Genomic DNA, 26794 nt, shown 5'->3' with positions numbered 1-26794 from the left:
AAATAAAACGTTCACTAAGATTTCTCGACCACATTGTTACCTTGTTGAATACATGATCTCCCGGGAGGGTCTCTGGGGCCGGTCATGCCGACAACTTCTCAACTCACTTGCGGGGACCGGGCGCCGGACGGTGCGGACCCGTCCGATCACCGCTCGGTCCGCACTACCAGGCACACCCCGGCCACCACCACGCCGCCGCCGACCGCGATCGGCCAGGTCAGCGCCTCGGAGAGGACCAGCCAGCCGAGCAGCACCGCCACCACCGGGTTGACGTAGGCGTAGGTGGCCACCAGCGGCAGCGGCGCGCGCTGCAGCAGCCAGGCGTACGCGCTGAACGCGATCAGCGAGCCGAACACCACCAGGTAGGCGAGGCCCGCCCAGGACGCCCCCGACACCGCGGCCGGGTCGAAGCCCCGCGGCTCGTGCCGGACGAGGGCCAGCACCAGCGCGCCGACGCCGCCCGCGAGCATCTCGTACGCGCTGGCCGTCAGCGGATCGGCCGGCATCGGCAGCCGGCCCGCCAGCACCGAGCCGCAGGCCCACATCAGTGAGCCGGCCAGCAGTGCGACCAGGCCCACCGGCCGCACCTCGCCGGTCAGCCCCGGGGCGCTCAGCACCACCAGTCCGAGCAGGCCGACCAGCACCCCGCCCAGGGTGGCCGCCGGTGTCCGGTGCCCCAGCACCCGGCGCAGCACGACCACCCACAGCGGCACACTGGCCACCATCAGCGCGGCCAGCCCGGACGGCACCGACTGCTCCGCCAGCACCACCATGCCGTTGCCGCCGACCAGCAGCAGCAGGCCCACCAGCACCGCCGAACCGAGCTCGCGCGGCCGCACCCGCAGGGCGGCGGGCCCCCGTCGGGCGGCGACGATCGCCGCCAGCACCAGGCCCGCCGCGACGAAGCGCATCGCACCCGACAGGAACGGCGGCATGGTCTCCACCACGACCCGGATCGCCAGGTAGGTCGAGCCCCACACCACGTAGACGATGCCGAGCGCGCCCCACACCGCGCCGGACAGCCCGCGCCGGGGAACGGCGTCCACCGGACCTGCGGACGGGGTGGCGGGCGACGGCTCGGTCGCGAAGGAGGGCTCGGTCGTGGAGACGGTCGCGGGAGAGGCGGCAGGGACGGATCGGGACGGATCTGGACAGGACGGGTCGGCGGCTGGCTGCGGCGAAGCCGATGTCATGGGTGTCTCCCTGGTTCGGTACTGAACATCCGGTATGAGATCACAGTCCGGGCGGACCGCGGGAGCCCGTCCCACCCTGCGACCGTCCCGCTCGCACCCGGGCCCCGCGTCCGGCCCCGCGTCCGGGCGCCTCGGTCCGGTGCGCCTTCCGGATGAAGTAGGCGGCCCGGAGGGACGCCACCGCGCGCCGGACCCGCCGCGAAGTGGTAGGCATGGACGGTCCGAGCGCGGACGACCGAGGAGCGCACGAGGTGGAGTGGTTCGCGGCCCCCGACTACTGGCTCGCCCGCCAGGTCTTCCAGCGGCTGATCGCGCTGCTCTACACCGTCGGGTTCGTCGCCGCCGCCAACCAGTTCCGCGCCCTGATCGGCGAGCGCGGCATGCTCCCCGTCCCGCGCTTCACCGCGGCCGTCCCGTTCCGCCGCTCGCCCAGCCTCTTCCACTGGCACTACAGCGACCGGTCCTTCGCCACTACCGCCCGGGTCGGCGCCGTCCTCGCCGCCGCGCTGGTCGCCGGGGCGGGCGACCTCGTGCCGCTCTGGGCCGCGATGCTCTGGTGGGCGCTGCTCTGGGCGCTCTACCTCTCCGTCGTCAACGTCGGCCAGACCTGGTACGCCTTCGGCTGGGAGTCGCTGCTGCTGGAGACCGGGGTGCTCGCGGCCTTCCTCGGCAACGGCGACGTCGCCCCGCCGGTCACCGTGCTCTGGCTGCTGCGCTGGCTGCTCTTCCGCGTCGAGTTCGGCGCCGGACTGATCAAGTGGCGCGGCGACGCCTGCTGGCGCGACCTCACCTGCCTCTACTACCACCACGAGACCCAGCCGATGCCGGGCCCGCTCAGCTGGTTCTTCCACCACCTGCCGAAACCGCTGCACCGGGTCGAGGTGGCGGCCAACCACACCGTCCAACTGCTCGTGCCGTTCGCCCTCTTCCTGCCCCAGCCGGGAGCGGGCATCGCCGCCGTCCTGATGACCGTCACCCAGCTGTGGCTGGTCCTCTCCGGCAACTTCGCCTGGCTGAACTGGCTCACCATCGCCCTGGCACTCTCCGCCGTCGACGCCGGCACCGCCGGCCGGGTGATCCCGCTCCCCGACGCCCCGCACTTCCCGGCCTCCCCGGTCTGGTACGAGGTGCTGGTACTCGTGTTCACCGCCGGCGTGCTCGTCCTCAGCTACCGGCCGGCCCGCAACCTGCTCTCACCCCACCAGGCGATGAACAGGTCCTACGACCGACTCCATCTGGTGAACAGCTACGGTGCCTTCGGCTCGGTCACCCGGATCCGCCACGAGATCGTCCTGGAGGGCACCGACGCCGAACTCCCCGGCCCCGGCACCCGCTGGCACGCCTACGGATTCCGGGGCAAACCGGGCGAACTCCGGCGTATGCCGCGGCAGATCGCCCCCTACCACCTCCGTCTCGACTGGCTCATGTGGTTCGCCGCCATCTCCCCCTCCTACGCCAGGCCCTGGTTCGCCCCGCTGGTCGCCCGGCTGCTCGTCAACGACCCGGACACCCTCCGGCTGCTCCGGCACAACCCCTTCCCGGACACCCCGCCCACCTTCGTCCGGGCCCGCCTCTACCGCTACCGGTACAGCAGTTGGCGCCGACTCAGGTCCACCGGCGAGTGGTGGCAGCGCGAACCCCTGCGCGACTTCCTCCCGCCGGTCACGCTCAGCGACGTCCGGCACCTCGCACCCCGGACCGGGCCATGACACGGCACAGCTCGGCAACAACCCGCCGGGTGCTCGCGCCCGTCGAACGGGCACCCGTATTCTGGCCCTCGCGCCGTACCCGCCGAGCCGCATCTCGGCGCCCCCTCTCCGCAAACCCCCTCCCGTCACCCGCCACGAACCGGACTTCCACATGACAGTGCGCTACCTGAACGACGCCGACGCCTCGGTGCCGGCCCCGGCTGCCACTCCGGGCGGCGAAGCCGGGCCGGACACCCGCGAGGAGCTCGGCCGCTACGCCGACCAGGGCGGCTTCGCCCTGACCCCCGACGCCAACCCGTGGCTGGCCGCAGCCACCACCGTCACCGAGGGCGAGGACGCGCGCGCCGCCTCCACCGTCCTCGCCGAACTGCGCAGCCTCGAGATCCGCGCCGTCGGCGGCGCGGTCAGCGGCCTCGCCGCCAAGGCCGAACTCGACGTCCCGGACACCCTGCTCGGCCTGAGCACCCTGCTCGACGTCCTGCAGCGCGTCCAGTCCGCCACCTCCACGCTCAGCGCCGAGGCCTTCTCCGCCGACCTCGACGCGCTCGCGGCCGCCACCGGCACCCGCCGCTGGCGTACCGAGCAGAACGTGAAGCTGTCCATCGGCCGCCGCTGGGCGCTGCGCTCGCAGGCCAAGTCGCTGACCGGCGGCAAGAAGCTCGGCCGCGCCGACCTGCACGCCGCCCTCGCCGCGGCCGCCGGGGCCCGCACCGACTGGTCGGCCCTCGCCACCAGCGGCGCCAACCCGGCCGTCCCGGTCGACGGCGCCCTGCTCGCCGAGACCGCCCAGGCCATCGAGTCGCTCGGCACCGCCGTGCGCGCGCTCGGCCGCCTGCTGCCCGGCCAGGAGCCGGAGGCCCTGCCGCTCGGCGAACTCGCCGACCTGGTCGACCGCCTGGCCGCCGACGAGGGCACCCTCTTCCGGCTGCCCGCCCTCGCCTCCCTCCGGAAGGCCCTCGCCGAGCAGGGCCTCGACGACCTGCTCGCCGAGCTGGCGGAGCGTCAGGCCGACCGCGAGGCCGCCCTCGCCGCGTACGACCGGCACACCGCCGGCGCCGCCGAGGACGGTACGGACGCGGAGGAGGCCGCCCGCCAGGCGCTCGCGGCCGGTCCGCGCGGCGAGCAGACCGCGGAGGCCGTCGAGGTCGCCGAGGCTGTCGACGCCGTCGCGGAGGAGACCGCCGAGGTCGAGGCTGAGACTGAGATCGAGGCTCCCGTCGAGGCGGAGGCGGAGGCCGAGGTCGCCATCGAGACCGAGGCTGCTGCGGAGACCGAGGCCGAGGCCGAGGCCGAGCCGGTGGTGGCCGACGTTGCGGTCGAGGAGCCGGCCGTCCAGGCCGAGCCCGTCGCCGAGGTCGAGGTCGAGGTCCCGGCTGAGGAGACGGTGGCGGAGGTCGAGTCCGAGGCCGTCGTCGAGGAGCCGGCTGTCGAGGCCGAGCCCGTCGCCGAGGTCGAGGTCCCGGTCGAGGAGCCGGTCGTCGGGGCCGTCGTCGAGGTCGAGGAGCCGGCTGTCGAGGCCGAGCCCGTCGCCGAGGTCGAGGTCGAGGTCCCGGCTGAGGAGACGGTGGCGGAGGTCGAGTCCGAGGCCGTCGTCGAGGAGTCGGTCGTCGAGGCCGTCACCGAGGTCGAGGCCCCGGCCGAGGAGCCGATCGTCGAGGCTGAGGCGGAGGCTGTCGCCGAGGTCGAGGTCCTCGTCGAGGAGCCCGTCGTCGAGGAGCCGGTCGCCGAGGTCGAGCCCGTCGTCGAGCCGGAGCCTGCCGTCGAGCCCGAGGCCGTCGCCGAGGTCCCCGTCGAGGAGCCGGTTGCGGAGCCGGTCGTCGAGGCTGCGGCCGTCGTCGAGGCGGCTGCGGGTGGTCGGCCGGAGAAGCCGGAGATCATCCCGGGCAAGGCGGTGACCGCCTACAGCCCGGCCGAGCTGGTGGCGCTCGTCGGGTGGCTGGACGGTGACGGCACCGAGCGTTCGGACGACGAGCTGCTCCGCGCCGCGATGAAGGAGCTGGGCTTCACCCGCCTCGGTCCCCGCATCAAGGAGGCGCTGGGCGCCGCCGTCTCCGAGGTCCGCGCCTGATCGGACCGACCGCGCCGGATCCGTGCCCGCCGCCCCGACCGGGGGCGGCGGGCACGGCCGTGTCCGGGGCCGGGCGCCGGAGCGGTCAGCCGACGGTGATGGCGTCCAGCTTGGCCCGCAGGTACGCCGTGGAGTCGACCGGCGGGTGCGCCACCCGTCCGACCGGGGCGGGCAGCGGGCTGACGAGGGTGTGCGGATCGCACTCGTAGAAGTAGACCAGGGACATGAGCTCCTCCTCCGGGGCGTCGAGGGAGGGCGGCAGCACGCGGTGGCGCCCGGACCGCCAGCGGTCACCCGTCCAGCGGGCCATCAGGTCGCCGATGTTGACGGTGAGCGCGGCCGGGTCCCAGGGGGCGTCGGCCCAGCCCTGTTCCTCCGTCCAGATCTGGAGCCCGCCGCGGCCCTGCTGGCGGTCGAGCAGGGTGACCGTGCCGAAGTCGGTGTGCGGGCCGATCCGGTACTGGCCGGGCAGTGGCGCACCGACCGTGCCGGCCGAGGGGTACCAGTTGATGTTGCAGGTGTAGGTGGGGGCGCCGGTGTGCCGGGTGAAGAAGTCCTCGGGCTGTCCGAGGGCCGCCGCGAGCAGCCGCAGCGTCTCGTCGGCGACGGTCCGCATCCGCGCCATGTACGCCTCCACCAGGCCCTGCAGGCGCGGCGCCTCGGCGGTCGGCCAGACGTTCGGCCGGAACCAGAAGTCGTCCAACTCCTTGTCCCCGGTGGCCCGGTCGGCGCCGACCGTCCAGGACTCCTTGAGGTCGGGCGGGGTCTCGGTGCCCTCCGCGTAGCCGTTCGCCTCGGCGCCGGGGCCGAGCCAGCCGCGGCCGCCGACCGCGACGGCGTAGCGCTGCTTCACCTCCTCCGGCAGGGCGAAGAAGCCGCGGGCCGCCGCCCGGACCCCGGCCCGTTCCCGCTCGGTCGAGCCGTGCCCGGTGAGCAGCAGGAATCCCGCGCGGCCGAGCGCCTCGTCGACGCTGCGGGCGATCGCGGCGCGCTCGTCCGCCGTGCCGTCCGTCCACGCCCGGAGGTCGACCGTGGGGATCCGCACCTCTGTCATGCCGTCCGCTCCTTCCCGGCTCACTCGCCGATGTCCTCGAACCACAGCTCCGGGCGCGCGGCCACGAAGTCGGTCATCAGCCGGACGCACTCCGGGTCGTCCAGCACGGTGACCTGCACGCCGTGCTCGGCCAGCCAGTCGTGGCCGCCGCTGAACGTCCGGGCCTCGCCGACGACCACCCGGCCGATCCCGAACTGCCGCACCAGCCCGGAGCAGTACCAGCACGGCGACAGCGTGGTGACCATCGTGGTGCGGCGGTATCCGCGCATCCGGCCGGCGGCCTGGAACGCCGCAGTCTCCGCGTGCATCGACGGATCGCCGTCCTGGACGCGGCGGTTGCGGCCGCGGCCGAGCAGTTCGCCGTGCTCGTCGAAGAGCGCGGCCCCGATCGGGATCCCGCCCTCCGCCAGCCCGGCGCGGGCCTCCTCGACCGCGACCGCGAGCATCCTCTGCACATCCACCGGCTCCACCTCCCGATCCGAAACACCGTGGCAACGAAGGGTGCGTACCCTCCCTGGCGCCCGGTCCGACGTGCTTCCGCGTCCGACTCCCCACCCGGCGGCATCCCCGCCCGTCCCACCCGCTGCGAGCCGCTCCCGTACACCCACCCGGAACACCGACCACCTGGGAGGCCGTCGTGCCCGCACTCACCGTCCGCGAGGTCCTCGCCCTCGACGTCCTGGGCCCGGCCGCCCCGCTGCTGCTGGCCGGCCGGGGCGGACTGGAACGGGCCGTCCGCCGGGTGCGCACCGCCGAGGTGCCCGAAGGCGGCGCCGCGCTGTCCGGCGGCGAACTGCTGCTCACCGACGGCCACGGGCTGGCCCGGGCCACGCCGCAGCGGCAGCGTGCCTGCGTCCGGGAGCTGGCCGGGTGCGGGGCGGCGGCGCTGTTCGCCGAGGTCGGCCGGGCGCTGCCGCGGATGCCGGCCGCGGTCACGGCCGAGGCGGAGCGGCTGGGCCTGCCGCTGGTGGCGCTGCGCCGGGTGGTGCCGTTCGCGCGGGTCGCCGAGGCGGTGAACTCCGCGATCGGCTCGCCGCCGATCGGCCCGGTGGCCCGCGGCGTGCGGGAGTCCCCGAACTCCGAACCCGCCCGGGCCCTGATCGGTGCTCTGCTGGACGAGGTGGACGCGGGCCGGGCCGAGGCCACCGCCCGCGCCGCAGCGGCCGGATTCCGGGTGCCGGACGGCCACCGGCTGCTGGGCCTGGCCGCCCGCGGTCTGCCGCAGGCCCCGTCGGCCCGGACGCCCGTGCCGTCCCGGACCGCCGTGCCGCTGCTCGGCCGGCTGCCCGGCACCGCCCTGGCGGCCGCGGTCCGAGGCGGTCTGTTCGCGTTGCTCGCGGTGCCGCCCGCCCCGGACCCGGTGCGTACGGTCCGGGCCGTGCTGGAGGAGACGGCCCCGCCGGGTTCGGTGGTCGCCCTCGGGCCGGCCGTCCCCTCCGGGGCCGGCTGGAACCGGTACGGGGAGAGCCTGCGCGAGGCCGCCGCCACCCTCGAACTCGCCGTCTCCGTGCCCCCCGCCGAGCCGCGCCGCTCCGGCCCTCAACGGCCGTACGTGGCCACCGCCCGGGCCTTCGCCCTGGAACGGGAGCTGACCCGGTCCGGCGGCCGGGAGCGGTGGTCCCGGCTGGCCGGCGACGTGCTCGGCCCGCTGCTGGAGTGGGAGTCCCGGCACGCCGGCGACCTGGTGCGCACCCTGGAGGTCCACCTGCGCCACGGCTGCTCGCCGACCCGCACCGCCGCCCTGCTGCATATCGGCCGGCAGTCGCTCTACCAGCGGCTGGAGCGGATCGAGGGCCTGCTCGGGTTCGTGGTCGCCGACCCCGAGGTGCAGGCCGAGCTGCTGCTCGCCACCTGCGCGCACCGGCTGCTGCAGGCCGTCCCGGGCACCCCTGCGGTCGTCACCCGCTTCACCGCCGCAGGCACGGCCGCCGCCCGCCCACTTCGCAGACCGGTCCCCGGCGGCCGCACCGGGTAGCCGCTCGCGGCCGGGCGGACGGACCGTCACCACCGGCGCCCCGAGCACCCACGGCTGGACGACCCGTTACCCCCTCGGGCCGCGACCGCGACACCGCAGGCGATCATGACGTGCGCCCGGCCCGTAGGCTGGGGCCATGCGAGATGTTGCGGCGGGGATCGGGTACCTCCTCAAGGGCCAGCGCTGGGTGGCCCGGCACGGGCGCTGGTGGGGCTTCGGGATGATCCCGGCACTGATCACCCTGGTCGGCTACGCCGGCGCGATGACGGCACTCGTCCTGTACGCGGGCGACCTCGCCGACTGGGCGACGCCGTTCGCGGACGGCTGGGACTCGCCGTGGCAGGGCCTGCTGCGCGGCGCGCTCGCGGTCACCGCGGTCGCGGTCGGCGGGCTGCTCTCGGTGATCACCTTCACCGCGGTGACCCTGCTGGTCGGCCAGCCGTTCTACGAGTCGCTCTGCGAGAAGGTCGACGAGACGGAGGGCGACGCCCCGGCCCGCCCGGACGTGCCGCTCTGGCGCGAACTGTGGATCTCCGCCCGGGACAGCCTCTACGTCCTCGCCCGGGTCGCCGCGATCGGCCTGGTGCTCTTCCTCTGCGGCTTCCTGCCGGTGGTCGGCCAGACCGCCGTCCCGGCGGTCGGCTTCGCGGTGTCCGGGTACTTCCTGGCCGCCGAGCTCACCGCGGTGGCGCTGCAGCGCCGCGGCATCCCGCAGAAGGAGCGGCTGCGGCTGCTGCGTTCCCGCCTCGGCCTGGCGCTCGGTTTCGGCGTGCCGCTGGTGCTGCTCTTCCTGGTGCCGTTCGTGACGGTGCTGGCGATGCCCGGTGCGGTGGCCGGCGCCACCCTGCTCGGTCGCGAACTGGCCCCGGTGGAGGGGGCGGACGAGCTGTCGGACGAGGACTCGGAGGAGTCCGGGGGCGACCGCGCCGGGGACGCCGGGGGCGTCGGCGGCCCGCCCCACCGATCGGATCACGCCATCGACCTGGGCAAGTGAAACCACAGCGAGTGACGGCGATTTGACTTTCCGCCACCGGGTGGAAGATAAAGGCCGACATGAGCGCACCGGCAGGAACCCAGGCCACCGCGACCCCGCCCGCTCCCTCGGGCGTCGACCTCGCCGACCCCGGCTTCTGGCGGCTGCCGGAGGCCGACCGGGCCGCGGCCTTCGCCGAACTCCGGCGCCTGGACGGCCCGGTGCGCTTCACCCACCGGGCCACCGGCCGGAGCTTCCTCGCGCTCGTCCGGCACGCCGACGTGGTCGCCGCCAGCCGCACCCCCGAGGTGTTCATCAGCGGGCCGGGTGTGACCACGCCCGAGCCGGCCCGCTGGGTGCGGACGGTGTTCGGCGACTCGATGGTCAACCTGGACGACCCGCGCCACGCCGACCTGCGGCGGATCGTCTCCCGCGCCTTCACGCCGCGGCTGATCTCCCGGGTCGAGGAGGACATCCGCCGGGTCGCCGCGCGGATCGTCGACGAGGTGCTCGACCGCCGCCCGGAGGACTTCGTCACCGCCGTCGCCGCGGAACTGCCCTACCAGGTGATCTGCAACATGATGGGGATCCCCGAGCGGCAGCGGCGGCAGATCCTCGCCCAGGTCAACCACGCCTCCGAGCACACCGGGGTGGCCCGCGGCCGGCTGCGGGTGCCCGGGCGGGGACTGCGGGCGCTGGCCCGGATGCAGCTGGTGATCGCCGCGCTCGGCCGCGAGCGCCGCCGCCGGCCGACCGAGGACCTGATCTCCGCGCTGGTCACCGCCGACGTCGACGGCCGCCACCTCAACTCCCGCGAGCTGGGCGCCTTCTTCTCGCTGCTACTGGTCGCCGGTGTGGAGACCACCCGCAACGCGCTCGCTCACGGCCTGCACCTGCTCACCCGCCACCCGGCCCAACGGGCCCTGCTGATGGAGGACTTCGACGCGCGGATCGGCGGGGCGGCGGAGGAGATCGTCCGGCACTCCACGCCGATCATCCAGTTCCGCCGCACCGTCGCCGTCGACCACGACCTCAACGGCACCCGGCTCACCCAGGGCGAGAAGGTGGTGCTGTTCTTCGCCTCCGCCAACCGCGACGAGGCCGTCTTCACCGACCCGGACGCCTTCGACATCACCCGCTCGCCCAACCCGCACCTCGGCTTCGGCGGCGGCGGCCCGCACTTCTGCCTCGGCGCGTACCTGGCCCGGCAGGAGATGAAGGTGCTCTTCCGGGAGCTGTTCACCCGGATGCCGGAGCTGCGCTCGGTCGGCGACCCGGTGCTGATCCCGTCCAGCTTCGACCACCGGGTCCGCTCGCTGCGCTTCACCTTCTGAGCCGTGCGACTCCCTGAACCGCGCGACCCTCCGCGCGGTGCTCCCTTCTGACCTGCCCGTTCCCCGCGCCCGCGCCACCCGCAGTCCGTACGGTTCGCACCCGCCCGCTTGTCCGCTCCGGCAGGCGCCGCCCCCGCCGCGTCCCCCTACCGTCCTGGCATCCCACCAGGACGGACGAGAGGCGCGCACCGTGCAGGTGTCCACCACCGAGTGGCTGATCCACGACTACCGCGAGGACGACCTGGCGGCGGTCGTCCATCTCATCGACACCACCGCCGGCCTCGGCCAGGAGTCGGTGTTCTCGCTGGCCGAGTGCATCACCGCGCTCACCTCCCGGCAGCCGGCGGTGGTCGCCGTCAGCCGCGGCACCCCGATCGGTGCGGCCCTCGCCCATGTCGCGGGTGACCGGGCCTGGGTGATGCGGATCGCCATCGCCCCGGGCTGGCGCGGCCGCGGACTCGCCAGCGCGTTGCTCCGCGAACTCGAGCGCCGCCTGGTCGACCGCCGGGTGCGGCGGATCGCCTACGTCCTGCCCGAGGAGGAGCAGCTCGGCGAGGGCCTGCACAACGCCGGGTACAGCCGCCGGCCGGCCGTCGCCTACTTCGAGAAGACGGAGCCGCAGCACGGCCCGTCGGCCGGTCTGCTGGAGGAGCTCGGCGGCCGTGTCCTGCCCGGCGACCTCTGGCAGAAGGTGGCCGGGATGGAGGCCGAGAAGGCGCTGATCGAACGCCGGGTGGTGCTGCCGCTCGCCGAGCCCGAGCGGGCCGCCCGGCACGGCGTCCGGCCTCCGCGGGCCGTCGCGCTGTTCGGCCCGCCCGGCACCGGCAAGACCACCTTCGCCCGGGCGGTCGCCTCCCGGCTCGGCTGGCCGTTCGTCGAGCTGCTGCCGTCCCGGCTCGCCGACGAGGGCAACCTCGCCGCGGCGCTGCGCACGGCCTTCGCCCGGATCGCCGAACTCGAACGGGTGCTGGTCTTCATCGACGAGGTCGAGGAGATCGCCCCGGTGCGCGGCGAGGGCGCGGCCGGCGGCATGCACGGGGTCACCAACGAACTGCTGAAGCTGATCCCGGGCTTCCGCGAGGGGGAGGAGCGCCTGTTGGTGTGCGCCACCAACTCGATCCGCTCGCTCGACCCGGCCTTCCTGCGCCACGGCCGGTTCGACTACCTCATCCCGATCGGCACCCCGGACGCGGTGGCCCGCCGGGCGATCTGGTCCCGGTACACGGCGGGCCGGGCGGGGGTCGACCTGGCGGCGCTGGTCGCCGCCAGCGAGCTGTTCACCCCTGCGGACGTCGAACACGCCGCCCGGATCGCGGCCCAGGCGGCGTTCGAACGTGATCTCGGCGAGCCCGCCGAGCGGGAGCGTGCGGCCGTGGCAGGGGCTGCCACGGAGGACTACCTCGCCGCCATCGCCCAGTGCCGGCCGACCGTCACCCCGGCGATGACGGAGGAATTCACGGCCGACATCGGCTCGCACGCCCGGGTCTGAACGGCCCGGCGCACTCCACCCGGCCGCCGTCGCGCCCGGACGGCGGCCGGGCCGCGGGCTCAGCTGCCGGGGTGGGCGCCGACCGCGTCGCGGATCTGGTCGCCCAGCCCGCCGTTGGCCCGCGCACAGTTCCCGCAGCAGAAGAACATCCCGGCCACCTCCACGCCGTGGCCGACGATCCGCACGCTGCAGTGCTCGCAACGCGGCGCGAGCTTCTCCATCGCGCACTCGAAGCTGTCGAAGGTGTACGTGTCGCCGCTGACCGTCTTGATCTCGAAGGACAGCCAGTAGTCGTTCTTGCACACCACGCAGACCGCCATGGTCTCCACCTCGTTCCGTCGTCCGTGTTCCGGGCCTTTCCGAGTGTCCGGCCGGTCCGCGGGGGCGGCAATCGCTGGGCTGCCGAACGGCGGCCGGGGACCACCCGCACGGGTGGGCGGCGAGGCGGGGCGCGGGTCGGGGCGGGGTCCGGGCGTGGCGGTCCAGGTGCGGCGCGGTTCAGCCGCGGGAGCCCGTGGCCGGCAGCACCGGCAGCCCGGCGTCCTCCTTCACCCGCTTCATCGTCATCAGCGAGTTGACCTGCGCGATCCCCGGCAGGCCGGACAGCACGTCGGTGATGAAGCGCTCGTACGCGGCGATGTCCGCCACCGCGATCTTCAGCAGGTAGTCCGGGTCGCCGAACAGCCGGTGCGCCTCCACCACCTCGGGCAGCTCGGCCACCCGCTGCTCGAACTCGGCCACCGTCGTTCGGTCCTCGTGCCGCATCACCACCGTCACGAAGGGCTGGAAGCCGCGGCCGACCGCGGCGCCGTCCAGCATCGCCCGGTACCCACGGATCACCCCGGACTGCTCCAGCTGCCGCACCCGCCGCAGACAGGGCGAGGGCGTCAGGCCGACCCGGTCGGCCAGTTCGGCGTTGGTCAGCCGGCCGTCCTGCTGGAGCTCGTGGAGGATTCTGCGGTCAGTGCGGTCCATGGCGCAATATTCTGCCAAACCACCCCGCTGAACTGCGCAAACAGGTCATCGGCTGCTCCGCCCGTCCGGATACCTTCGGTCACCGACACCCGACCGCCGGCCCCGGAGAGCACAACACCGCCATGGACGTACACGCCCTGCTCCTCTTCCTGGGGGTGGACCTCCTGCTGGTCTGCACCCCCGGGCCCGACTGGCTGCTCATCGCCGCCCGCGGGCTCGGCCAGGGCCGCCGCACCGCGCTGCTCGCCGTCGCCGGTGTGTGCGCCGGCTACACCGTGCACACCCTGCTCTCCGCCGCCGGACTCGCCGCCGCCCTGCGCGCCGTGCCGGCCCTCCTGCCCACCCTCCGCTGGGTCGGCGCCGCCTATCTCGCCGTGCTCGCCGTCACCATGCTGCTGTCGCTGCGCCGCGGCGACGGCAGCCTCCCCGAGGCCCGCCCCCAGCCCGCCCGCACCGTCCTGCGGCAGAGCGTCCTCACCGCCCTGCTCAACCCCAAGGGCCTGCTGCTCTACCTCTCGCTCGTCCCGCAGTTCGTCGACCCCGCGGCCGCCCTCCCGGTCGGCGGCCAGGTCCTCGCCCTCGGCGCGCTCAACGTCCTCTCCTGCGCCCTGGTCTACGCCGGGGTCGCCCTCGCGGCCGGCCGTGCCCGCACCTCCCTCGGCGCCACCCCGACCGCCGCCCGCCGGATGACCGCCGTCTCCTCCGTCCTCCTGCTCCTGGTCGCCGGCGTCACCGCCACCGCCTGACCCGGCCGGCCCCGCGTCCCGCGCAACACCGTGTGCGGGAAACCGAACTGATCACACGTCAGACACCTGTCGGCCGCCCGGCGGCAGGGTTCTGCGCATACGCTTCACCGGTATGACAGGGGACGGACACCGCGGGCACTACATCGTGTGCGGGGGGAACGCGCTGGCCCACCGGCTGGTGCTGGAGCTGACGGAGCACTACGAGGTGCCGGTGGTCGCCGTGCTGCCGGACCGCGAACGCGACCACGGGCCGCGGATCGGGCAGCTGCCCGGGGTCGCCGCGGTGCTGGAACACGGCTCGGTGACCGAGGAGGCGCTGCGGGCCGCCGGAGTCGCCGGGGCGCTCGGCATCGCCCTGGTCGACGGCGACGACCAGCAGAACATCCACGCCGCGCTGACCGCGCAGGGCGCCAACCCGGGCATCCGGATCGTGCTGCGGATGTTCAACCGGCGGCTCGGCGAGCACATCGCACGGCTGCTGCCCAACGGCGCGGCACTCTCCGGCTCCGCCACCGCCGCCCCGGCCTTCGCCAACGGGGTCCTCGGCCGCCCCCACTCGGTGCCGGTCGGCGGGCGCTACCTCTACGTCGCGTACGACGAGGACATCGGCGCCGGCCGGCTCTGCCTGGTCGCCGACCGGATCGACCGGCAGGACCTGTCCCGGCTGCGGCTGCTGCCGGAGACCGCCGGCCGCGCCGCCGAGTTCATCGAACTGGCCCGAAGATACGGCGACAACGGGCCGCCCGGCGCGGACCCCGCCGGCCCGCCCGCACCGGCCGGCGGCCAGGGCGGCCTCGCCGCCCTGCAGGCCCTCGGCTCCGAACCGCCACTGCGCATCCCCTGGACCTCACGGCTGCGCTGGACGCTGCTGGACGCGCTGCGCTACGTCACCGGCGTCCGGATGCGGCTGGTGCTGAGCACCGCGTTCGCCGCCGTGCTGCTCAGCACCGCCGTGCTCTACCTCGCCCACCGCGACGCCGGCTGGACGCTCTACCTCGCACTGCTCGACCTCGCCGGCGCCGCCCAGCCGGACGACCCGGGGGCGGGTGCGCCGGGCGGGATCTGGGCCAGGGCCGCCCAGGTGGTCATCACCTTCTGCGGGATCACCTTCATGCCGGTGGCGACCGCCGTCGTCGTCGAGGCGCTGGCCAGCGGCCGCCGCGGCGTGCCGCGGGCCCCGAGCGCGGGGGTGCGCGGCCACGTCGTGGTGGTCGGCCTCGGCAGCGTCGGCATCCGGGTGGCCACCCTGGTGCAGGAGACCGGTGTGCCGGTGGTCTGCGTCGAGCGGGACCCGCAGGCCCGTGGCATCGCGGCCGTCCGGGCGCTGGGCATCCCGGTGCTGGTCGGCGACGCCCCGCTGGAGAGCCAGCTGCGCCGGGCCCGGATCCACCGGGCCCGGGCGGTGGCAGCCGTCACCAGCGACGACGCGGCGAACCTGGAGGCCGCGCTGGAGGCCCGCGCCGTCCGGCCGGACATGCGGATCGTGGTCCGGCTGTTCGACGACGACTTCGCGCACCACGTGTACGCGACGCTCGGCAACGTCGCCTCCCGCTCGGTCTCGTACCTGTCCGCGCCGGCCTTCGCGGCGGCACTGATGGGCCGTGAGGTGCTGGGCACCCTCTCGGTGTACCGGCACGTGCTGCTGATCGCCGAGGTGGCCGTCGACGCCGCCTCGGGCCTGGCCGGTCAGGACCTGCACGGCATCGAGCAGCCCGGCGGCGTCCGGGTGCTCGCCGTCCGGCTCGCCCGGCGCCCCGCCGACCTGCAGTGGAACTTCGCCGACCGGGCCCGCCGGCTCGAGGCCGGCGACCGGATCGTGGTCGCCGCCACCCGCAGCGGCCTCGCCCGGCTCGCCGCCCCCGTCCCGGTGCCGCCGACACCGTCGACAGGTACGACGCCGACCGCCGTCCCGCCACCGCCCCGCAGCCCGGAACCGCCGACGGTGAGCCCGTGACGCTCGGCCCGTGACGACTAGCCCGTGACGCCGGCCGCCTTCGCCGCCTCCAGCCAGGCCGGGTAGGCGGCCAGCAGTCGCCCGTACAGGGTGTCGTCGGCGAGCGAGCGCGGGTGCCGGCCGGTGGCGCAGAAGCCGGCGTTCGGCGTGGCCCGGCCGGCCAGGCCGGTCAGCGAACGGAGGAAGGCGAAGTGCTTGGCGTCGTGCTCGCCGAAGCCGAGGAACTGCCAGAAGACCGGCAGCTCCGAGGAGGACCGGAGCAGCGCCTGCACGTCCTTCTTGTCGAAGGCGGCGCCGTCCGTCTGGAAGATCACGAAGGCCGGGTCCGTCGCCCCGCACTCCTGGTAGTGCTTCAGCACCGCCTTCATCGCCGGGGCGTACCGGGTGCCGCCGAACTTCGCGCCGACCGCCGCCCGCACCTGCTGCACCGCGCCGTCGTGCCGCCCGATGACGACCTCCTGCGCCTCGTACGCCCGGTCGTTGAAGAGCACCACGGGCACGGTGCCGTCGTCGTCGAGGTTGGCGGAGAGCGCGAGCGACTGCTCGGCGAGGCGCTGCACCGAGCCGTCCCGGTAGAGGCCGCTCATCGAGGCGGAGTGGTCGAGGACCAGGTAGACGGCGGCCCGGCGGCCGTCCAGGCCCTGCTTGCGCAGCGACACCCCGGCCGTCTTGTACAGCGACACCAGGGCGGGCGCGGTGGCCTGCAGCTTGTCGAGGCTGATCGCCGGGCCGGCGCCGTTCCGGGCCGGGGCGGCCGGCCGTGCCGCGGCGGAGGGCGCGGGCGGCGGGGTGTCGGCCGGTGCGGTCCCGCCGTTCCGGCGCCTACGGAAGAAGCTCCACATGGTCGAACCCCCCTGCTGTCGCGAGATGCGATCGTCGCAGGCGGCGGCCCCGGTGCGCAATGGATCGCGCACCGGGGCCGGAACGGGGGCCGACGGGCCGTCAGCGGCCCTGGAACTCGGGCTTGCGCTTCTCTGCGAAGGCGGCCATGCCCTCCTTCTGGTCGGCCGTGGCGAAGGCCGCGTGGAAGAGCCGGCGCTCGAAGCGGACGCCCTCGGCGAGGGTGGTCTCGAAGGCGCGGTTGACGCTCTCCTTCATCATCACCGCGGCCGGCGCCGACATCGCGGCGACGGTCTCGGCGACGGCCAGCGCCTCCGTCAGCAGGTCCGCGGCGGGAACGATCCGGGAGACCAGACCGGCCCGCTCGGCCTCCTCGGCGCCCATCATCCGGCCGGTCAGGCACAGCTCCATCGCCTTGGCCTTGCCGACCGCGCGGGTGAGCCGCTGCGAGCCGCCGATGCCGGGGATCACGCCGAGCTTGATCTCCGGCTGGCCGAACTTCGCGGTGTCGGCGGCGATCAGGATGTCGCAGAGCATGGCGAGCTCGCAGCCGCCGCCGAGCGCGAAGCCGGCGACCGCGGCGACCACCGGCTTGCGGAGCTGCCCGAGCCGGTCCCACGGACCGAGCCAGTCGTCCAGGTACACGTCGGGGAAGCGGTTGCCCTGCATCTCCTTGATGTCGGCGCCGGCCGCGAAGGCCTTCTCCGAGCCGGTGACGACCAGACAGCCGATCTCCGGGTCGCGGTCGAAGGCGGTGGCGGCGGCCACGACCTCGTTCATCAGCTGCGTGTTCAGCGCGTTGAGCGCCTTCGGCCGGTTGAGCGTGATGATGCCGACCCGGCCCTTGCGGTCCACCAGGATCGTCTCGTACTCGGTCATCGTCCTTGACTCCCTTCGCTGCGCCGCCGCTCGGCGCGCGTCCTGACGGTGGATACGATCTCCGACCGACCGGTCGGTGCGCCAGTCTCGCCAGGCGAGACGGTCGTCACCTCAGGCCGGGTCCAGGCCGAGCGGGTCGCCGGTCGGCGCGAAGAAGCGCGCCACGTCCTCGTCGGTGACGTCGGCGAGCGCGGCCGGCTTCCACTGCGGGTTGCGGTCCTTGTCGACCACCTGGGCGCGGATCCCCTCCACCAGGTCGTGGGAGTCCAGCGCTGCGCAGGAGATCACGTACTCCTGCTCCAGGGTCTCGCCGAGGCTGCGGTGGCCGCGGGCCCGCCGCAGCGCGGCGAGGGTGACCTTGAGCGCGGTCGGCGACTTGGCGCGGATCTCCGCGGCGGCCGCGGCGGCGGCGCTCTCGCCGGCGGCGTCGAGCCGGTCGAGGATCTCCTCGACGGTGTCGGGGGCGTAGCAGTGGTCGATCCAGGCGCGGTGCGCGGCGAGGGCGGCGGCCGGAGGTTCGGCGGCGTGCGCGGCGAGTGCCCCGTCCGGGTCGGTGCCGGCGAGCGCCGCGGTGAACGAGTCCAGTGCGGCGGTGGGCACGAAGTGGTCGGCGAAGCCGCACAGCAGCGCGTCGCCGGGGCCCATCGAGCCGGAGGTGAGCGCCAGGTGGGTGCCGAGTCCGCCGGGGGCGAGGGCGAGCAGCCGGCTGCCGCCGACGTCCGGCATCAGGCCGATCCTGGTCTCCGGCATGGCGACGTTCGACCGCTCGGTGACGACCCGGACGGAGCCGTGCCCGGACAGGCCGACGCCGCCGCCCATGGTGATGCCGTCCATCACGGCGACGTACGGCTTGGGGTAGCGGGAGATCAGGTGGTTCAGCCGGTACTCGTCGGCGAAGAACACCCGGGCGCCGGCCCCGCCGGCCCGGGCGTCGTCGTGCAGCTCCCGGATGTCGGCGCCCGCGCACAACCCGCGCTCCCCGGCCCCGGTGAGCACCACGGTGCGGACGGAGTCGTCGTCGGCCCAGGCCAGCAGGGTGTCGCGGATCTCCAGGAGCATCCCGTGGGTCAGCGCGTTCAGCGCCCTCGGCCGGTCGAGGACGATCCGCCCCGCCCGGCCGTCCCGTCGGACCTGCACACTCATGCCCCTGCTCCCGTCTCGATGGCCGTGCCGGGGGAAACGATACGGGTGACCGGTCGGCGGGACCGGCGGTGAGGGGGCTGGCATGGGAACCTTTCTGGACATCACCCTCGCGGTGGCGCTGGTGCTGCTGCTCGGACGGACGACCTTCCGGCGCGGCCCAAACGCGGGCAGTATGGCGCTGATCGTGGTCGTGGGCGGGATCGCGCTGTGGCGCGGGCTCGGGTCGGGAGCGGGCTGGCTGGTGCCGGTCGCCTTCGCGGTGCTGGCGCTGGCCCTGCTGCAGGTCGCGCTCGCGGTCGCCGTGCTCGGCCGGGTCAGAGTCGCGGCCCCCGCCGAGCTGCAGGGGGAGATCCTCGCGGCGGCCGCGCGCCCGGACGGCCCGAGACTCCTGGTACTGGCGGTGGCGCCGTTCGGCACGGTGCTCGTCCAGGGGATCGCGGACGAACCGGTGAGCACCTCGGTGCGGCTGACCGAGGGCTGCCCGATCTGCTTCGTCGAAGGGGTCGCCCTGGCGGTGGCCGAGGACGGTGCCGCGGTCGACGCCTACCGCGGACAGCTGGCCTCGGGGGCCAACCAGCTGCTGCGGCTCAGCCGCGGGGTGATCGACGACCGCTGGCAGGCCGAGCTGCGCCCGGTGAGCGGACCGCGGAAGACCTTCCGCCCGGCCGCCTGCCCCGTCCACCCCGGCTGAGCGGGGCGGCCGGGCGGGCGACCGGGCGGAAGGTCTGCGGGCCGAGCCTCGGGCGGGCCGTGGGTCAGGGCAGGATGCGGCCGGTGACCTCGCCGAAGCCGATCCGGCTGCCGTCGGGGCCGGGGGCGGTGGCGGTCATCACCACCTCGTCGCCGTCCTCCAGGAAGGTACGGGTCGTCCCGTCGGCCAGCTTGACCGGGTTCTCGCCGTTCCAGGTCAGCTCGATCAGGGCGCCGCGGGTCTCCGGCTCGGGGCCGCTGACGGTGCCGGAGGCGAACAGGTCGCCGGTGCGCAGCGAGGCGCCGTTGACGGTCATGTGGGCGAGCTGCTGGGCGGCCGTCCAGTACATGGTGGCGAACGGCGGCCGGGAGATCGGGTGGCCGTTCAGCGAGACCTCGATGGCCAGGTCGAGGCCCCAGGGCTCGCCGCCGCGGTCGTCGAGGTAGTCGAGCGGCTCCACGTCGCGGGCGGGCGGGGCGACCCGGGCGTGCTCCAGCGCGTCCAGCGGGACGATCCACGGCGAGACCGAGGTGGCGAAGGACTTGCCCAGGAAGGGACCGAGCGGCACGTACTCCCAGGCCTGGATGTCACGCGCCGACCAGTCGTTGAGCAGACAGACGCCGAAGACGTGCTCGCGGAAGGCCGACATGGGGACGGCGGTGCCGAGCTCGCTCGGGGCGCCGACGACGAAGCCCACCTCGGCCTCGATGTCGAGCCGGCGGGACTTGCCGAAGCTCGGCGCCGCGTCGGCGGGGGCCTTGCGCTGGCCGTTCGGGCGGACCACCGGCGTGCCGGAGACCACCACCGTGCCGGCCCGGCCGTGGTAGCCGATCGGCAGGTGCTTCCAGTTGGGCGTGAGCGGCTCCGAGCCCGGACGGAAAATCCGGCCGAGGTTGGAGGCGTGGTGCTCGGAGGCGTAGAAGTCGACGTAGTCGGCGACCTCGAACGGCAGGTGCAGTTCGACCTCGGCGAGCGGCAGCAGACAGGGGGCGACGGCCGGGCGGTGAGCCTCGTCGCCGAGCCACTCGGTGAGGGCGCCGCGGACCTCGCGCCAGGTGCGGTGGCCGGCCGCCATCAGCGGGTTCAGGGTGTCGGCGTCCAGCAGTACGGACGGCGCGCCGACGGCACGGGCGGCCGCGCCGGCGTCCAGTACGTGGTCGCCGATGCGGACGCCGATCCGGCGCCGGCCGGGCTGGTCGTTCGCGCTGAAGACGCCGTACGGCAGGTTGTGGATGCCGTACGGCGAGTCCTGCGGGATGGCGAGCCAGGTCAACGGTCCTCCAGCGTGGGTGGGTGGAGCAGGCCGAGGTCGGCCAGGTCGGCGAGGGGTTCGGCGATGCTGCAGGTGCCGAAGGAGGTGAACGAGCGTCGGGCGGCGGCTACCTGGTCGTCCGTCAGGCCGGTGACCGCGGAGGCGACCACGGTCGGCGAGCGCTCCTCCAGCGCGGCCACGGCACCGTCGCGGTCGCCCGCGGCGGCGGCCAGCAGCACGTTGAGGAAGCCGTGGTGCTCGAAGCCGGTCACCGGGTCGGTGTGCCGGACGGCGTGGTGCAGCCCGGCGGTGCACTTGTAGGGCACCGCCCGCTCGGCGCAGCCGACCAGGAAGGCGGCCAGCTCGCCGACCGGCGGGAAGGCCTCGGCGGTGAGCCCGCCGGTGCGGTACTTCGCCCGGTGAGGGGTGCCGGCCAGGGCGTCCAGCGCGTCCTCGGGGCGGCCGTCGCGCGGCAGTTCGACGGCCGCGGCGATGCCCTCGGGCAGTTCGGCTGCGAGCTGCGCCACGGTGGCGGCGACGTCGGCGGTGGCGATCTCGAGGCTCACCACGTCGAGCCCGGCGGCCTCCTTGAGCGCCGCGGCCGGGCCCGCACTGCCCCCCGGCAGTACCAGCCCGACCGGCAGCGGGCCGGGGCCGGCGGTGCGGACGAGGTCCGCCAGCCGGCCGGGGCCGCAGAGGAACGGGCCGACCGCCTCCGCGTACCAGGCGGTGCGGTGGCCGCGGTGGGCCGGCACCGCCTCGGCGAGCGGCAGGTCGCCGGGCGGGAAGAGCGCGGCGTCGTCGAAGAGCCCTGCGTACAGCGGGGTCACCGGCCCGGCCCCCGTCCGCCCGACCACGTCCAGGCGTAGCCCGGGTCCTCGCTCGCGGTGCCGCCCTCGCCGAGCTCCAGCGGCCTGAAGGTGTCGACCATGACGGCGAGCTCGTCGAAGAACTCGACGCCGATGGAGCGCTCGTACGCGCCCGGCTGCGGGCCGTGGGTGTGGCCGCCGGGGTGCAGCGAGATCGAGCCCTGGCCGATCCCCGAGCCCTTGCGGGCCTCGTAGTTGCCGCCGCAGTAGAACATGACCTCGTCGCTGTCCACGTTGGAGTGGTAGTACGGCACCGGGATCGACAGCGGGTGGTAGTCCACCTTGCGCGGCACGAAGTTGCAGATGACGAAGTTGTTGCCCTCGAACACCTGGTGCACCGGCGGCGGCTGGTGGATCCGGCCGGTGATCGGCTCGTAGTCCTCGATGTTGAGGACGTACGGGTACAGGCAACCGTCCCAGCCGACCACGTCGAACGGGTGGTGCGGCACGGTGTAGCGGGTGCCGACCACGCCGGTCGCGCCGCGGTGCTTGACCAGCACGTCGACGTCGGTGCCCTCGACCAGCAGCGGCCCGACCGGCCCGCGCAGGTCCCGCTCGCAGTACGGCGCGTGCTCCAGCAGCTGCCCGAACCGGGACAGGTAGCGCTTGGGCGGGGTGATGTGGCTGTTCGCCTCGATGCAGTAGGCGCGCAACGGGCCGTCGCCGGTGGGCACCCAGCGGTGCGTGGTGGCCCGCGGGATGATCACGTAGTCGCCGCGGTGGACGTCCAGCGAGCCGAACACCGTCTCCACGGTGGCCTCGCCGTCCTCCACGTACACGCACTCGTCGCCGAGCCCGTTGCGGTACAGCTCGCTGGGCGCCCCGGCGACCACGTAGGAGATCCGCACGTCGGAGTTGCCGAGGACGAGGCGCCGCCCGGCCACCACGTCGGTGCCCTTCCACTCCTCGCCGAAGAGCTGGTGCAGCTTCAGGTGGCGGGGGATCAGCGGAAGGTTGGGCGTGGTGGCCTGGCTCGGCAGCTCCCACGGCCGGGCGTCCACGATCGCCGAGGGGATGCCCCGGTGGTAGAGCAGCGAGGAGTCCGAGCTGAAGCCCTCCTCGCCCATCAACTCCTCGTAGTACAGCCCGCCCTCGGGTGTGCGGTGCTGGGTGTGCCGCTTGGGCGGGATGTCGCCCAGCTGCCGGTAGTGCGCCATGTCCCGGTCTCCTCGTCAGGGGGTGGGTCAGAGGTTTCCGCGCTTCTCCTGCTCGCGCTCGATGGCCTCGAAGAGCGCCTTGAAGTTGCCCTTGCCGAAGCCCAGCGAACCGTGCCGCTCGATGAACTCGTAGAAGACGGTCGGACGGTCGCCGATCGGCTTGGTGAAGATCTGCAGCAGGTAGCCGTCCTCGTCGCGGTCGACCAGGATGCCGCGGGACTTCAGCTCCTCGATCGGGACGCGGACCTTGCCGATCCGCTCGCGCAGCGCCGGGTCGTCGTAGTAGGAGTCCGGGGTGTTGAGGAACTCCACGCCGCGTGAACGCAGCACGTCGACGGTGGTGAGGATGTCGTTGGTGGCGAGCGCCATGTGCTGGCAGCCGGCACCGGTGTAGAACTCCAGGTACTCGTCGATCTGCGACTTCTTCTTCGCGATCGCCGGCTCGTTCAGCGGGAACTTCACCCGGTGGTTGCCGCTCGCGACGACCTTGGACATCAGCGCGGAGTACTCGGTGGCGATGTCGTCGCCGACGAACTCGGCCATGTTCACGAAGCCCATGACCCGGTTGTAGAACGAGACCCACTCGTCCATCCTGCCGAGCTCGACGTTGCCCACCGCGTGGTCCAGCGCCTGGAAGAGCCGCTTCGGCGCGCCCGCCGGCCGCTGCACCCTGGTCTCGGCGACGACGTAGCCGGGCAGGTACGGGCCGTTGTAGCGGGAGCGGTCGATCAGGGTGTGCCGGGTCTCGCCGTAGGTGGCGATCGCGGCGCGGCGCACGGTGCCGTTCTCGTCGGAGACGTCGTTCGGCTCTTCCAGGACGGTCGCGCCCTGCGCGCGCGCGTGCGCGATGCACTTGTCGACGTCCGGCACCTCCAGCGCCAGGTCGACCACGCCGTCGCCGTGCCGGCGGTGGTGGTCCAGCAGCGGGCTGTCCGGGGAGACACCGCCCTTGATCACGAAGCGGCAGGAGCCGGAGCGCAGCACGAAGGCCTTGCGGTCGCGGCGGCCGGTCTCCGGGCCGGAGTAGGCGACCAGCTCCATGCCGAACACGGCCTGGTAGAACTGCGCCGTCTGGGTGGCGTTGCCGACGACGAAGACCACCGCGTCCTGGGCGGTGACCGGGAACGGATCGCCCGCGGGGTCGTGCTCGACCAGGCCGACGAGCGTGCGGAGCTGCTCGGCGTCGAGGCCGGCCTCCAGCTCGGCGGGGGTGAGTTCCACGGCGTTGGCGGTCATCGGTGCTCCTCCACGTTGAGGTTCTCCGCACCGCGAAGGGTCCGGCGGTAGCGGTTGCGCAGAGCTTGCCCTCGGTCCGGGGGTCGGGCAACAGCTGCGATTTCCACTGATCAATGTGTACAAGGTGAGCAGGTGAGGGCCGGGCGGGCTGTACGGATTGCCCAGTCATCGGGCCACCGGCGAGAGGTGCTGCGTGAACCAGTCCGCGGCCAGGGCGGCGACCGCCTCCAGCGCACCGGGCTCTTCGAAGAGGTGGCCGGCGTCCGGGACGACGGCCAGCGAGACCGGCGCCCGCAGCTGGTCCTCGGCCCGTCGGTTCAGCTCCAGCACCGTCCGGTCGGCGCCGCCGACGATCAGCAGCGTCGGGGCCGACACCTCGGCCAGCACCGGCCCCGCCAGGTCGGGCCGACCGCCGCGGGAGACCACCGCGGCCACCCTCAGGCCGGGCTCGGCGGCCGCCCGCAGCGCCGCCGCCGCGCCGGTGCTCGCGCCGAAGTAGCCGACCGCCAGCCCGGCGCAGTCCGGCCGGGCGGTGACCAGCCGGGTCACCTCGGCAAGTCGCCGGCCGAGCAGCTCGGTGTCGAAGACCTTCACCCGGTCGATCTCCTCGGCGGGGGTGAGCAGGTCGAACAGCAGGGTGGCCATGCCGGCCCGGTTGAGCTCGCCCGCCACGTACCGGTTGCGCGGGCTGAGCCGGCCGCTGCCGCTGCCGTGGGCGAACAGCACCACGCCGAGGGCGCCCTGCGGCCGGGTCAGCACCCCGCGCAGCTCCACCCCGGCCGCCTCCAGGGTGATCTCCGGGTCGTCCGGCTCCTGCTGCCGGGCCGCGGCCTCGTCGAGCAGGGCGATCACCTCGGCGTCCGAGGTCTGCGAGAAGTCCGCGTAGAACTCGCCGATCGCCCAGAACCGGGCCGGGGTGTGCGGGCAGACCAGGTCGTCGACGTCCCCGCCCAGCCGGGCCGCCCAGTCCTGCGGCGCCACCGGCACCGCCAGCACCACCCGGGCCGCCCCGCGGGCGCGGACGATCCGGCAGGCCGCCAGTGCGGTCGAGCCGGTGGCCACCCCGTCGTCCACCACGATCACCGTCCGGCCGGCCAGCGGAACGGGGGAGCGGCCCCGGCGGTACCGCTCGGCCCGGCGCTCCAGCTCGGACCGCTCCTCCCGCTCGACCTCGGCGAGCTGCTCGGGCGTGACCCGGGCGCCGCGCACCACCGCGTCGTTGACCACCCGGGCGCCGTCCTCGCCGATCGCGCCCATACCCAGCTCCGGCTGGAAGGGCACGCCGAGCTTGCGGATCACGCAGATGTCGAGCGGCGCCCGGAGCGCCCGGGCCACCTGTGCGGCGACCGGGACACCCCCGCGCGGCAGGGCCACCACGACCGGGTCGGCCCCGCGCCACCGCTGCAGTTCGGCCGCCAGCCGGCGGCCCGCTTCCTCGCGGTCGGGGTAGTACATGGCTGAGCCTCTCCACGTCCACCGTACGTCCGGTTGGCGGTGCCGTCGGGGCAGCGGTGCAGGGGCGCGTGGGGGCACCGCCCGGCCGGAGGCCGGGGGAGAACTGCGCAACTCGGAGGCGGGCCGTCGTACAGGTCAGGGTTGGCCGAGTCCTGTTCCGACACCCATGCCCGGACTGCGCAGTTCCCCGCGCCCCCCTGTGGGCACCCGGCTGCCTGAAGGACACTCCTACGGCAGTGCCGCCGCCAGGACGTCGATGTACCGGATGTCCGGTGGGGCGGCGAGGAGGCGGGGTGCGGCTTCCATGAGGGCGGCGGCGATCCGGCCCTGGAGGTGGTACTCCCGGCCCTGCGCGTCGTCGAAGGTGTCGAAGATGCCGAAGACGGTCTCGCTCTCGCGGAAGGCGAACCAGGTCCGGGTGTCCACCTCCTCGACGGCCATCGGCAGTGCGGCGAGCAGCAGCTCGGCGACCTCCTCGGCGTGTTCGGGCTTGGCCTCGATGCGGGCGAGCAGTCCGACGGGCGGCATGGGGCCTCCAGGTGGGATCGAGTGGGCTGCGGTGCTCAGGCGTGCCGGGCGAAGTCCTCCAGCGAGACGGTGTACTCGCCGCTCTCGGCCGAGTGCCGCACGCAGTAGGCGCGCGGGTACCAGCCGGGCACCTGCCAGGCCTGTGGCTGCTTGACCGGCCGGCACGCGTCGGCCGGGTCGGCGCCCTCGGCGGCCTGCAGCGCGGCGAGCGTGATCATCGGCTCCAGGAAGGTGATCCGGGCGTCGTAGGTGCCGTACACAAAGGTGCGGGTGAATCCCTGGCCGTGCCACTCCTCGCCGGTGAGGTCGGTGAGGTGGTTGCCCATGGCGACCTGGGCGAGGCCCTTGTCGGTGTAGTCGGCGGGCAGGTACTGGGGCGGCAGCGGCCGGGTGGCCGTCGCGTAGTCGGTGCAGTCGATCAGGATGCCGCACGGGCCGGGGCGGATCGCCTGCCGTTCCGCGTTGGACTGCAGGTAGAAGTGCACGTCGAGGTGCGGGCGGTCGTAGACCTTCGGCGGACCGTGGCCGGCCGGGTCCCAGTCGAGCAGGGCGAACTTCAGCGGCATCCCGGGCAGGTCGCGCAGGGCCCGGGGCAGGTCGAGCGCGTACTCGTGGCCGCCGGCGCACTCGCGCATGGGGTCGACGGTGCCGTCGCCGTTACGGTCGTAGCAGTGCCGGCCGTCGGCCGGTTCGGTGGGCAGGTCGGTCAGCGAGCCGCGGGTGAGGGCGACGCCGATCTCCACGGGTCGGTCGCCGTGCAGGCGGGCGTAGGCGTGCGCGGCGCCGTCGCCGAACGGGACGGGGCGGCCGTAGACGGTGCGCAGGTGCTCGGCCGCGGCGGCCGGGGCGGCGGGCAGCAGGGCGGTGGCCAGCAGCGCGGCGGCCAGCAGGCGGCGGACGGGGCGGGGGCGGGGGTTCGGCGGCACGACGGCGGGCCTTTCGCAGCAGGGGCACTCCTGGCCACTGTGCCGGGCGCGGACGTGACCGGCGCCCGGTGCTGCTCCGTCCGGGGGCGCGGCGGTGAGCGGTCGTCAGGCGAACATCCGTTGCGTGACGGCCTCTTGACGGTGGCTTTACCGAAGCCTGACTATCATGAGCGCGTCAACTTCAGGCCGCCCGCCCCCGCCCCACCGGGCGGCTGCACCGTCAGGTCCCGTTCTGCCCCACCGGAATCCGGAGTCCTACGTGTCCCTGCATGCCCACCGGCGTGCGCAGCGGCGATCCCGCCTGCGCCGTCCCGCCGCCCTGGCCGTCGTCGCCGCCGCCACGCTCGC

The 26794-nt window shown here is 74.3% G+C and carries 24 protein-coding genes; 9 read left to right on the top strand and 15 right to left on the bottom strand.

The window, feature by feature from the left end:
* Positions 1 to 146 precede the first annotated feature (146 nt).
* On the bottom strand, positions 147 to 1046 hold the full coding sequence (locus tag KSNIM_RS09945) for an EamA family transporter (protein ID WP_263102864.1): 900 nt from the start codon (positions 1044 to 1046) through the stop codon (positions 147 to 149).
* A gap of 398 nt (positions 1047 to 1444) precedes the next feature.
* Here KSNIM_RS09945 and KSNIM_RS09940 point away from each other — a divergent pair, with 398 nt between their 5' ends.
* Both KSNIM_RS09940 and KSNIM_RS09935 read left to right on the top strand, forming a co-directional pair.
* Complete coding sequence (locus tag KSNIM_RS09940) at positions 1445 to 2902, top strand: lipase maturation factor family protein (protein WP_263107890.1); 1458 nt, start codon at positions 1445 to 1447, stop codon at positions 2900 to 2902.
* 151 nt (positions 2903 to 3053) lie between these two features.
* On the top strand, positions 3054 to 4970 hold the full coding sequence (locus KSNIM_RS09935) for a hypothetical protein (RefSeq protein WP_263102863.1): 1917 nt from the start codon (positions 3054 to 3056) through the stop codon (positions 4968 to 4970).
* Between the two features lie 85 nt (positions 4971 to 5055).
* Here the strand turns inward: KSNIM_RS09935 and KSNIM_RS09930 are convergent, their stop codons facing one another.
* Complete coding sequence (locus KSNIM_RS09930; RefSeq protein ID WP_263102862.1) at positions 5056 to 6024, bottom strand: isopenicillin N synthase family dioxygenase; 969 nt, start codon at positions 6022 to 6024, stop codon at positions 5056 to 5058.
* 20 nt (positions 6025 to 6044) lie between these two features.
* A complete protein-coding gene (locus tag KSNIM_RS09925; protein ID WP_263107889.1) occupies positions 6045 to 6470 on the bottom strand; it encodes a nucleoside deaminase in 426 nt (141 codons plus the stop codon).
* Positions 6471 to 6661: 191 nt separating this feature from the next.
* Here KSNIM_RS09925 and KSNIM_RS09920 point away from each other — a divergent pair, with 191 nt between their 5' ends.
* The 4 genes from KSNIM_RS09920 to KSNIM_RS09905 all read left to right on the top strand — a co-directional run bounded on the left by KSNIM_RS09920 (position 6662) and on the right by KSNIM_RS09905 (position 11795).
* The gene (locus KSNIM_RS09920; RefSeq protein ID WP_263102861.1) at positions 6662 to 7999 is read left to right on the top strand and encodes a PucR family transcriptional regulator; all 1338 of its coding nucleotides are present in this window, start codon (positions 6662 to 6664) and stop codon (positions 7997 to 7999) included.
* Positions 8000 to 8135: 136 nt separating this feature from the next.
* Entirely contained in the window at positions 8136 to 8993 is an 858-nt protein-coding gene (locus tag KSNIM_RS09915; RefSeq protein WP_263102860.1) for an EI24 domain-containing protein, read from the top strand.
* Between the two features lie 59 nt (positions 8994 to 9052).
* Positions 9053 to 10306 carry a cytochrome P450 gene (locus KSNIM_RS09910; RefSeq protein WP_263102859.1) on the top strand — a complete coding sequence of 418 codons (1254 nt, stop codon included), beginning with the start codon at positions 9053 to 9055 and terminating at the stop codon, positions 10304 to 10306.
* A gap of 196 nt (positions 10307 to 10502) precedes the next feature.
* Complete coding sequence (locus KSNIM_RS09905; RefSeq protein ID WP_411543853.1) at positions 10503 to 11795, top strand: ATP-binding protein; 1293 nt, start codon at positions 10503 to 10505, stop codon at positions 11793 to 11795.
* Between the two features lie 59 nt (positions 11796 to 11854).
* Here KSNIM_RS09905 and KSNIM_RS09900 read toward each other — a convergent pair whose 3' ends face one another.
* Positions 11855 to 12115 (bottom strand): hypothetical protein, encoded by a 261-nt coding sequence (locus tag KSNIM_RS09900; protein ID WP_030265899.1) that lies wholly within the window; start codon positions 12113 to 12115, stop codon positions 11855 to 11857.
* A gap of 178 nt (positions 12116 to 12293) precedes the next feature.
* Positions 12294 to 12770, bottom strand: coding sequence for an Lrp/AsnC family transcriptional regulator (locus tag KSNIM_RS09895; protein ID WP_263102857.1), 477 nt, complete (start codon positions 12768 to 12770; stop codon positions 12294 to 12296).
* A 122-nt stretch (positions 12771 to 12892) separates the two neighbouring features.
* Here KSNIM_RS09895 and KSNIM_RS09890 point away from each other — a divergent pair, with 122 nt between their 5' ends.
* Positions 12893 to 13516 (top strand): LysE family translocator, encoded by a 624-nt coding sequence (locus tag KSNIM_RS09890; protein ID WP_263102856.1) that lies wholly within the window; start codon positions 12893 to 12895, stop codon positions 13514 to 13516.
* Between the two features lie 112 nt (positions 13517 to 13628).
* Entirely contained in the window at positions 13629 to 15470 is a 1842-nt protein-coding gene (locus KSNIM_RS09885) for an NAD-binding protein (RefSeq protein WP_263102855.1), read from the top strand.
* Positions 15471 to 15487: 17 nt separating this feature from the next.
* On the opposite strand, the gene KSNIM_RS09880 is transcribed toward KSNIM_RS09885, so the two are convergent.
* From KSNIM_RS09880 to KSNIM_RS09870, 3 genes are all read right to left on the bottom strand, one after another.
* Positions 15488 to 16312, bottom strand: coding sequence for a VWA domain-containing protein (locus tag KSNIM_RS09880; protein ID WP_263102854.1), 825 nt, complete (start codon positions 16310 to 16312; stop codon positions 15488 to 15490).
* 100 nt (positions 16313 to 16412) lie between these two features.
* Positions 16413 to 17189, bottom strand: a complete 777-nt coding sequence (locus KSNIM_RS09875) for an enoyl-CoA hydratase (RefSeq protein WP_263102853.1) — start codon at positions 17187 to 17189, stop codon at positions 16413 to 16415.
* Between the two features lie 111 nt (positions 17190 to 17300).
* Entirely contained in the window at positions 17301 to 18332 is a 1032-nt protein-coding gene (locus KSNIM_RS09870; RefSeq protein ID WP_263102852.1) for an enoyl-CoA hydratase/isomerase family protein, read from the bottom strand.
* Positions 18333 to 18414: 82 nt separating this feature from the next.
* Here KSNIM_RS09870 and KSNIM_RS09865 point away from each other — a divergent pair, with 82 nt between their 5' ends.
* Positions 18415 to 19023 carry a hypothetical protein gene (locus tag KSNIM_RS09865; RefSeq protein ID WP_263102851.1) on the top strand — a complete coding sequence of 203 codons (609 nt, stop codon included), beginning with the start codon at positions 18415 to 18417 and terminating at the stop codon, positions 19021 to 19023.
* Between the two features lie 64 nt (positions 19024 to 19087).
* Here the strand turns inward: KSNIM_RS09865 and fahA are convergent, their stop codons facing one another.
* The 7 genes from fahA to KSNIM_RS09830 all read right to left on the bottom strand — a co-directional run bounded on the left by fahA (position 19088) and on the right by KSNIM_RS09830 (position 26446).
* The gene (fahA, locus tag KSNIM_RS09860) at positions 19088 to 20296 is read right to left on the bottom strand and encodes a fumarylacetoacetase (protein ID WP_263102850.1); all 1209 of its coding nucleotides are present in this window, start codon (positions 20294 to 20296) and stop codon (positions 19088 to 19090) included.
* On the bottom strand, positions 20293 to 21105 hold the full coding sequence (locus KSNIM_RS09855) for a hypothetical protein (protein WP_263102849.1): 813 nt from the start codon (positions 21103 to 21105) through the stop codon (positions 20293 to 20295). The genes fahA and KSNIM_RS09855 overlap by 4 nt, the downstream gene beginning before the upstream one ends.
* A complete protein-coding gene (locus KSNIM_RS09850) occupies positions 21102 to 22301 on the bottom strand; it encodes a homogentisate 1,2-dioxygenase (protein WP_263102848.1) in 1200 nt (399 codons plus the stop codon). Before KSNIM_RS09850 ends, KSNIM_RS09855 begins: the two co-directional genes overlap by 4 nt.
* Before the next feature lie 27 nt (positions 22302 to 22328).
* A complete protein-coding gene (gene hppD, locus KSNIM_RS09845) occupies positions 22329 to 23537 on the bottom strand; it encodes a 4-hydroxyphenylpyruvate dioxygenase (protein WP_263102847.1) in 1209 nt (402 codons plus the stop codon).
* A 165-nt stretch (positions 23538 to 23702) separates the two neighbouring features.
* Positions 23703 to 24992 (bottom strand): phosphoribosyltransferase family protein, encoded by a 1290-nt coding sequence (locus tag KSNIM_RS09840; RefSeq protein WP_263102846.1) that lies wholly within the window; start codon positions 24990 to 24992, stop codon positions 23703 to 23705.
* A 228-nt stretch (positions 24993 to 25220) separates the two neighbouring features.
* Complete coding sequence (locus KSNIM_RS09835) at positions 25221 to 25520, bottom strand: putative quinol monooxygenase (RefSeq protein WP_263102845.1); 300 nt, start codon at positions 25518 to 25520, stop codon at positions 25221 to 25223.
* 35 nt (positions 25521 to 25555) lie between these two features.
* Positions 25556 to 26446 carry a hypothetical protein gene (locus KSNIM_RS09830; RefSeq protein WP_263102844.1) on the bottom strand — a complete coding sequence of 297 codons (891 nt, stop codon included), beginning with the start codon at positions 26444 to 26446 and terminating at the stop codon, positions 25556 to 25558.
* Between the last annotated feature and the right edge of the window lie 348 nt (positions 26447 to 26794).

The sequence above is a fragment of the Kitasatospora sp. DSM 101779 genome (genome assembly GCF_025655475.1).
Taxonomy (GTDB): Bacteria; Actinomycetota; Actinomycetes; order Streptomycetales; family Streptomycetaceae; genus Kitasatospora.
The sequence above is the reverse complement of the archived record's forward strand: the minus strand, read 5'-3'. Positions and strand labels throughout refer to the sequence as shown.

Excerpts from the sequence above, each read along its gene's own strand:
- KSNIM_RS09890 (WP_263102856.1), top strand. The coding sequence starts at position 12,893 with ATGGACGTACACGCCCTGCTCCTCTTCCTGGGGGTGGACCTCCTGCTG.
- KSNIM_RS09875 (WP_263102853.1), bottom strand. The coding sequence starts at position 17,189 with ATGACCGAGTACGAGACGATCCTGGTGGACCGCAAGGGCCGGGTCGGC.
- KSNIM_RS09915 (WP_263102860.1), top strand. The coding sequence starts at position 8,136 with ATGCGAGATGTTGCGGCGGGGATCGGGTACCTCCTCAAGGGCCAGCGC.
- KSNIM_RS09835 (WP_263102845.1), bottom strand. The coding sequence starts at position 25,520 with ATGCCGCCCGTCGGACTGCTCGCCCGCATCGAGGCCAAGCCCGAACAC.
- KSNIM_RS09910 (WP_263102859.1), top strand. The coding sequence starts at position 9,053 with ATGAGCGCACCGGCAGGAACCCAGGCCACCGCGACCCCGCCCGCTCCC.
- KSNIM_RS09935 (WP_263102863.1), top strand. The coding sequence starts at position 3,054 with ATGACAGTGCGCTACCTGAACGACGCCGACGCCTCGGTGCCGGCCCCG.
- KSNIM_RS09865 (WP_263102851.1), top strand. The coding sequence starts at position 18,415 with ATGGGAACCTTTCTGGACATCACCCTCGCGGTGGCGCTGGTGCTGCTG.
- KSNIM_RS09880 (WP_263102854.1), bottom strand. The coding sequence starts at position 16,312 with ATGTGGAGCTTCTTCCGTAGGCGCCGGAACGGCGGGACCGCACCGGCC.
- KSNIM_RS09895 (WP_263102857.1), bottom strand. The coding sequence starts at position 12,770 with ATGGACCGCACTGACCGCAGAATCCTCCACGAGCTCCAGCAGGACGGC.
- KSNIM_RS09850 (WP_263102848.1), bottom strand. The coding sequence starts at position 22,301 with ATGGCGCACTACCGGCAGCTGGGCGACATCCCGCCCAAGCGGCACACC.
- KSNIM_RS09840 (WP_263102846.1), bottom strand. The coding sequence starts at position 24,992 with ATGTACTACCCCGACCGCGAGGAAGCGGGCCGCCGGCTGGCGGCCGAA.
- hppD (WP_263102847.1), bottom strand. The coding sequence starts at position 23,537 with ATGACCGCCAACGCCGTGGAACTCACCCCCGCCGAGCTGGAGGCCGGC.
- KSNIM_RS09900 (WP_030265899.1), bottom strand. The coding sequence starts at position 12,115 with ATGGCGGTCTGCGTGGTGTGCAAGAACGACTACTGGCTGTCCTTCGAG.
- KSNIM_RS09930 (WP_263102862.1), bottom strand. The coding sequence starts at position 6,024 with ATGACAGAGGTGCGGATCCCCACGGTCGACCTCCGGGCGTGGACGGAC.
- KSNIM_RS09885 (WP_263102855.1), top strand. The coding sequence starts at position 13,629 with ATGACAGGGGACGGACACCGCGGGCACTACATCGTGTGCGGGGGGAAC.
- KSNIM_RS09925 (WP_263107889.1), bottom strand. The coding sequence starts at position 6,470 with ATGCTCGCGGTCGCGGTCGAGGAGGCCCGCGCCGGGCTGGCGGAGGGC.
- KSNIM_RS09870 (WP_263102852.1), bottom strand. The coding sequence starts at position 18,332 with ATGAGTGTGCAGGTCCGACGGGACGGCCGGGCGGGGCGGATCGTCCTC.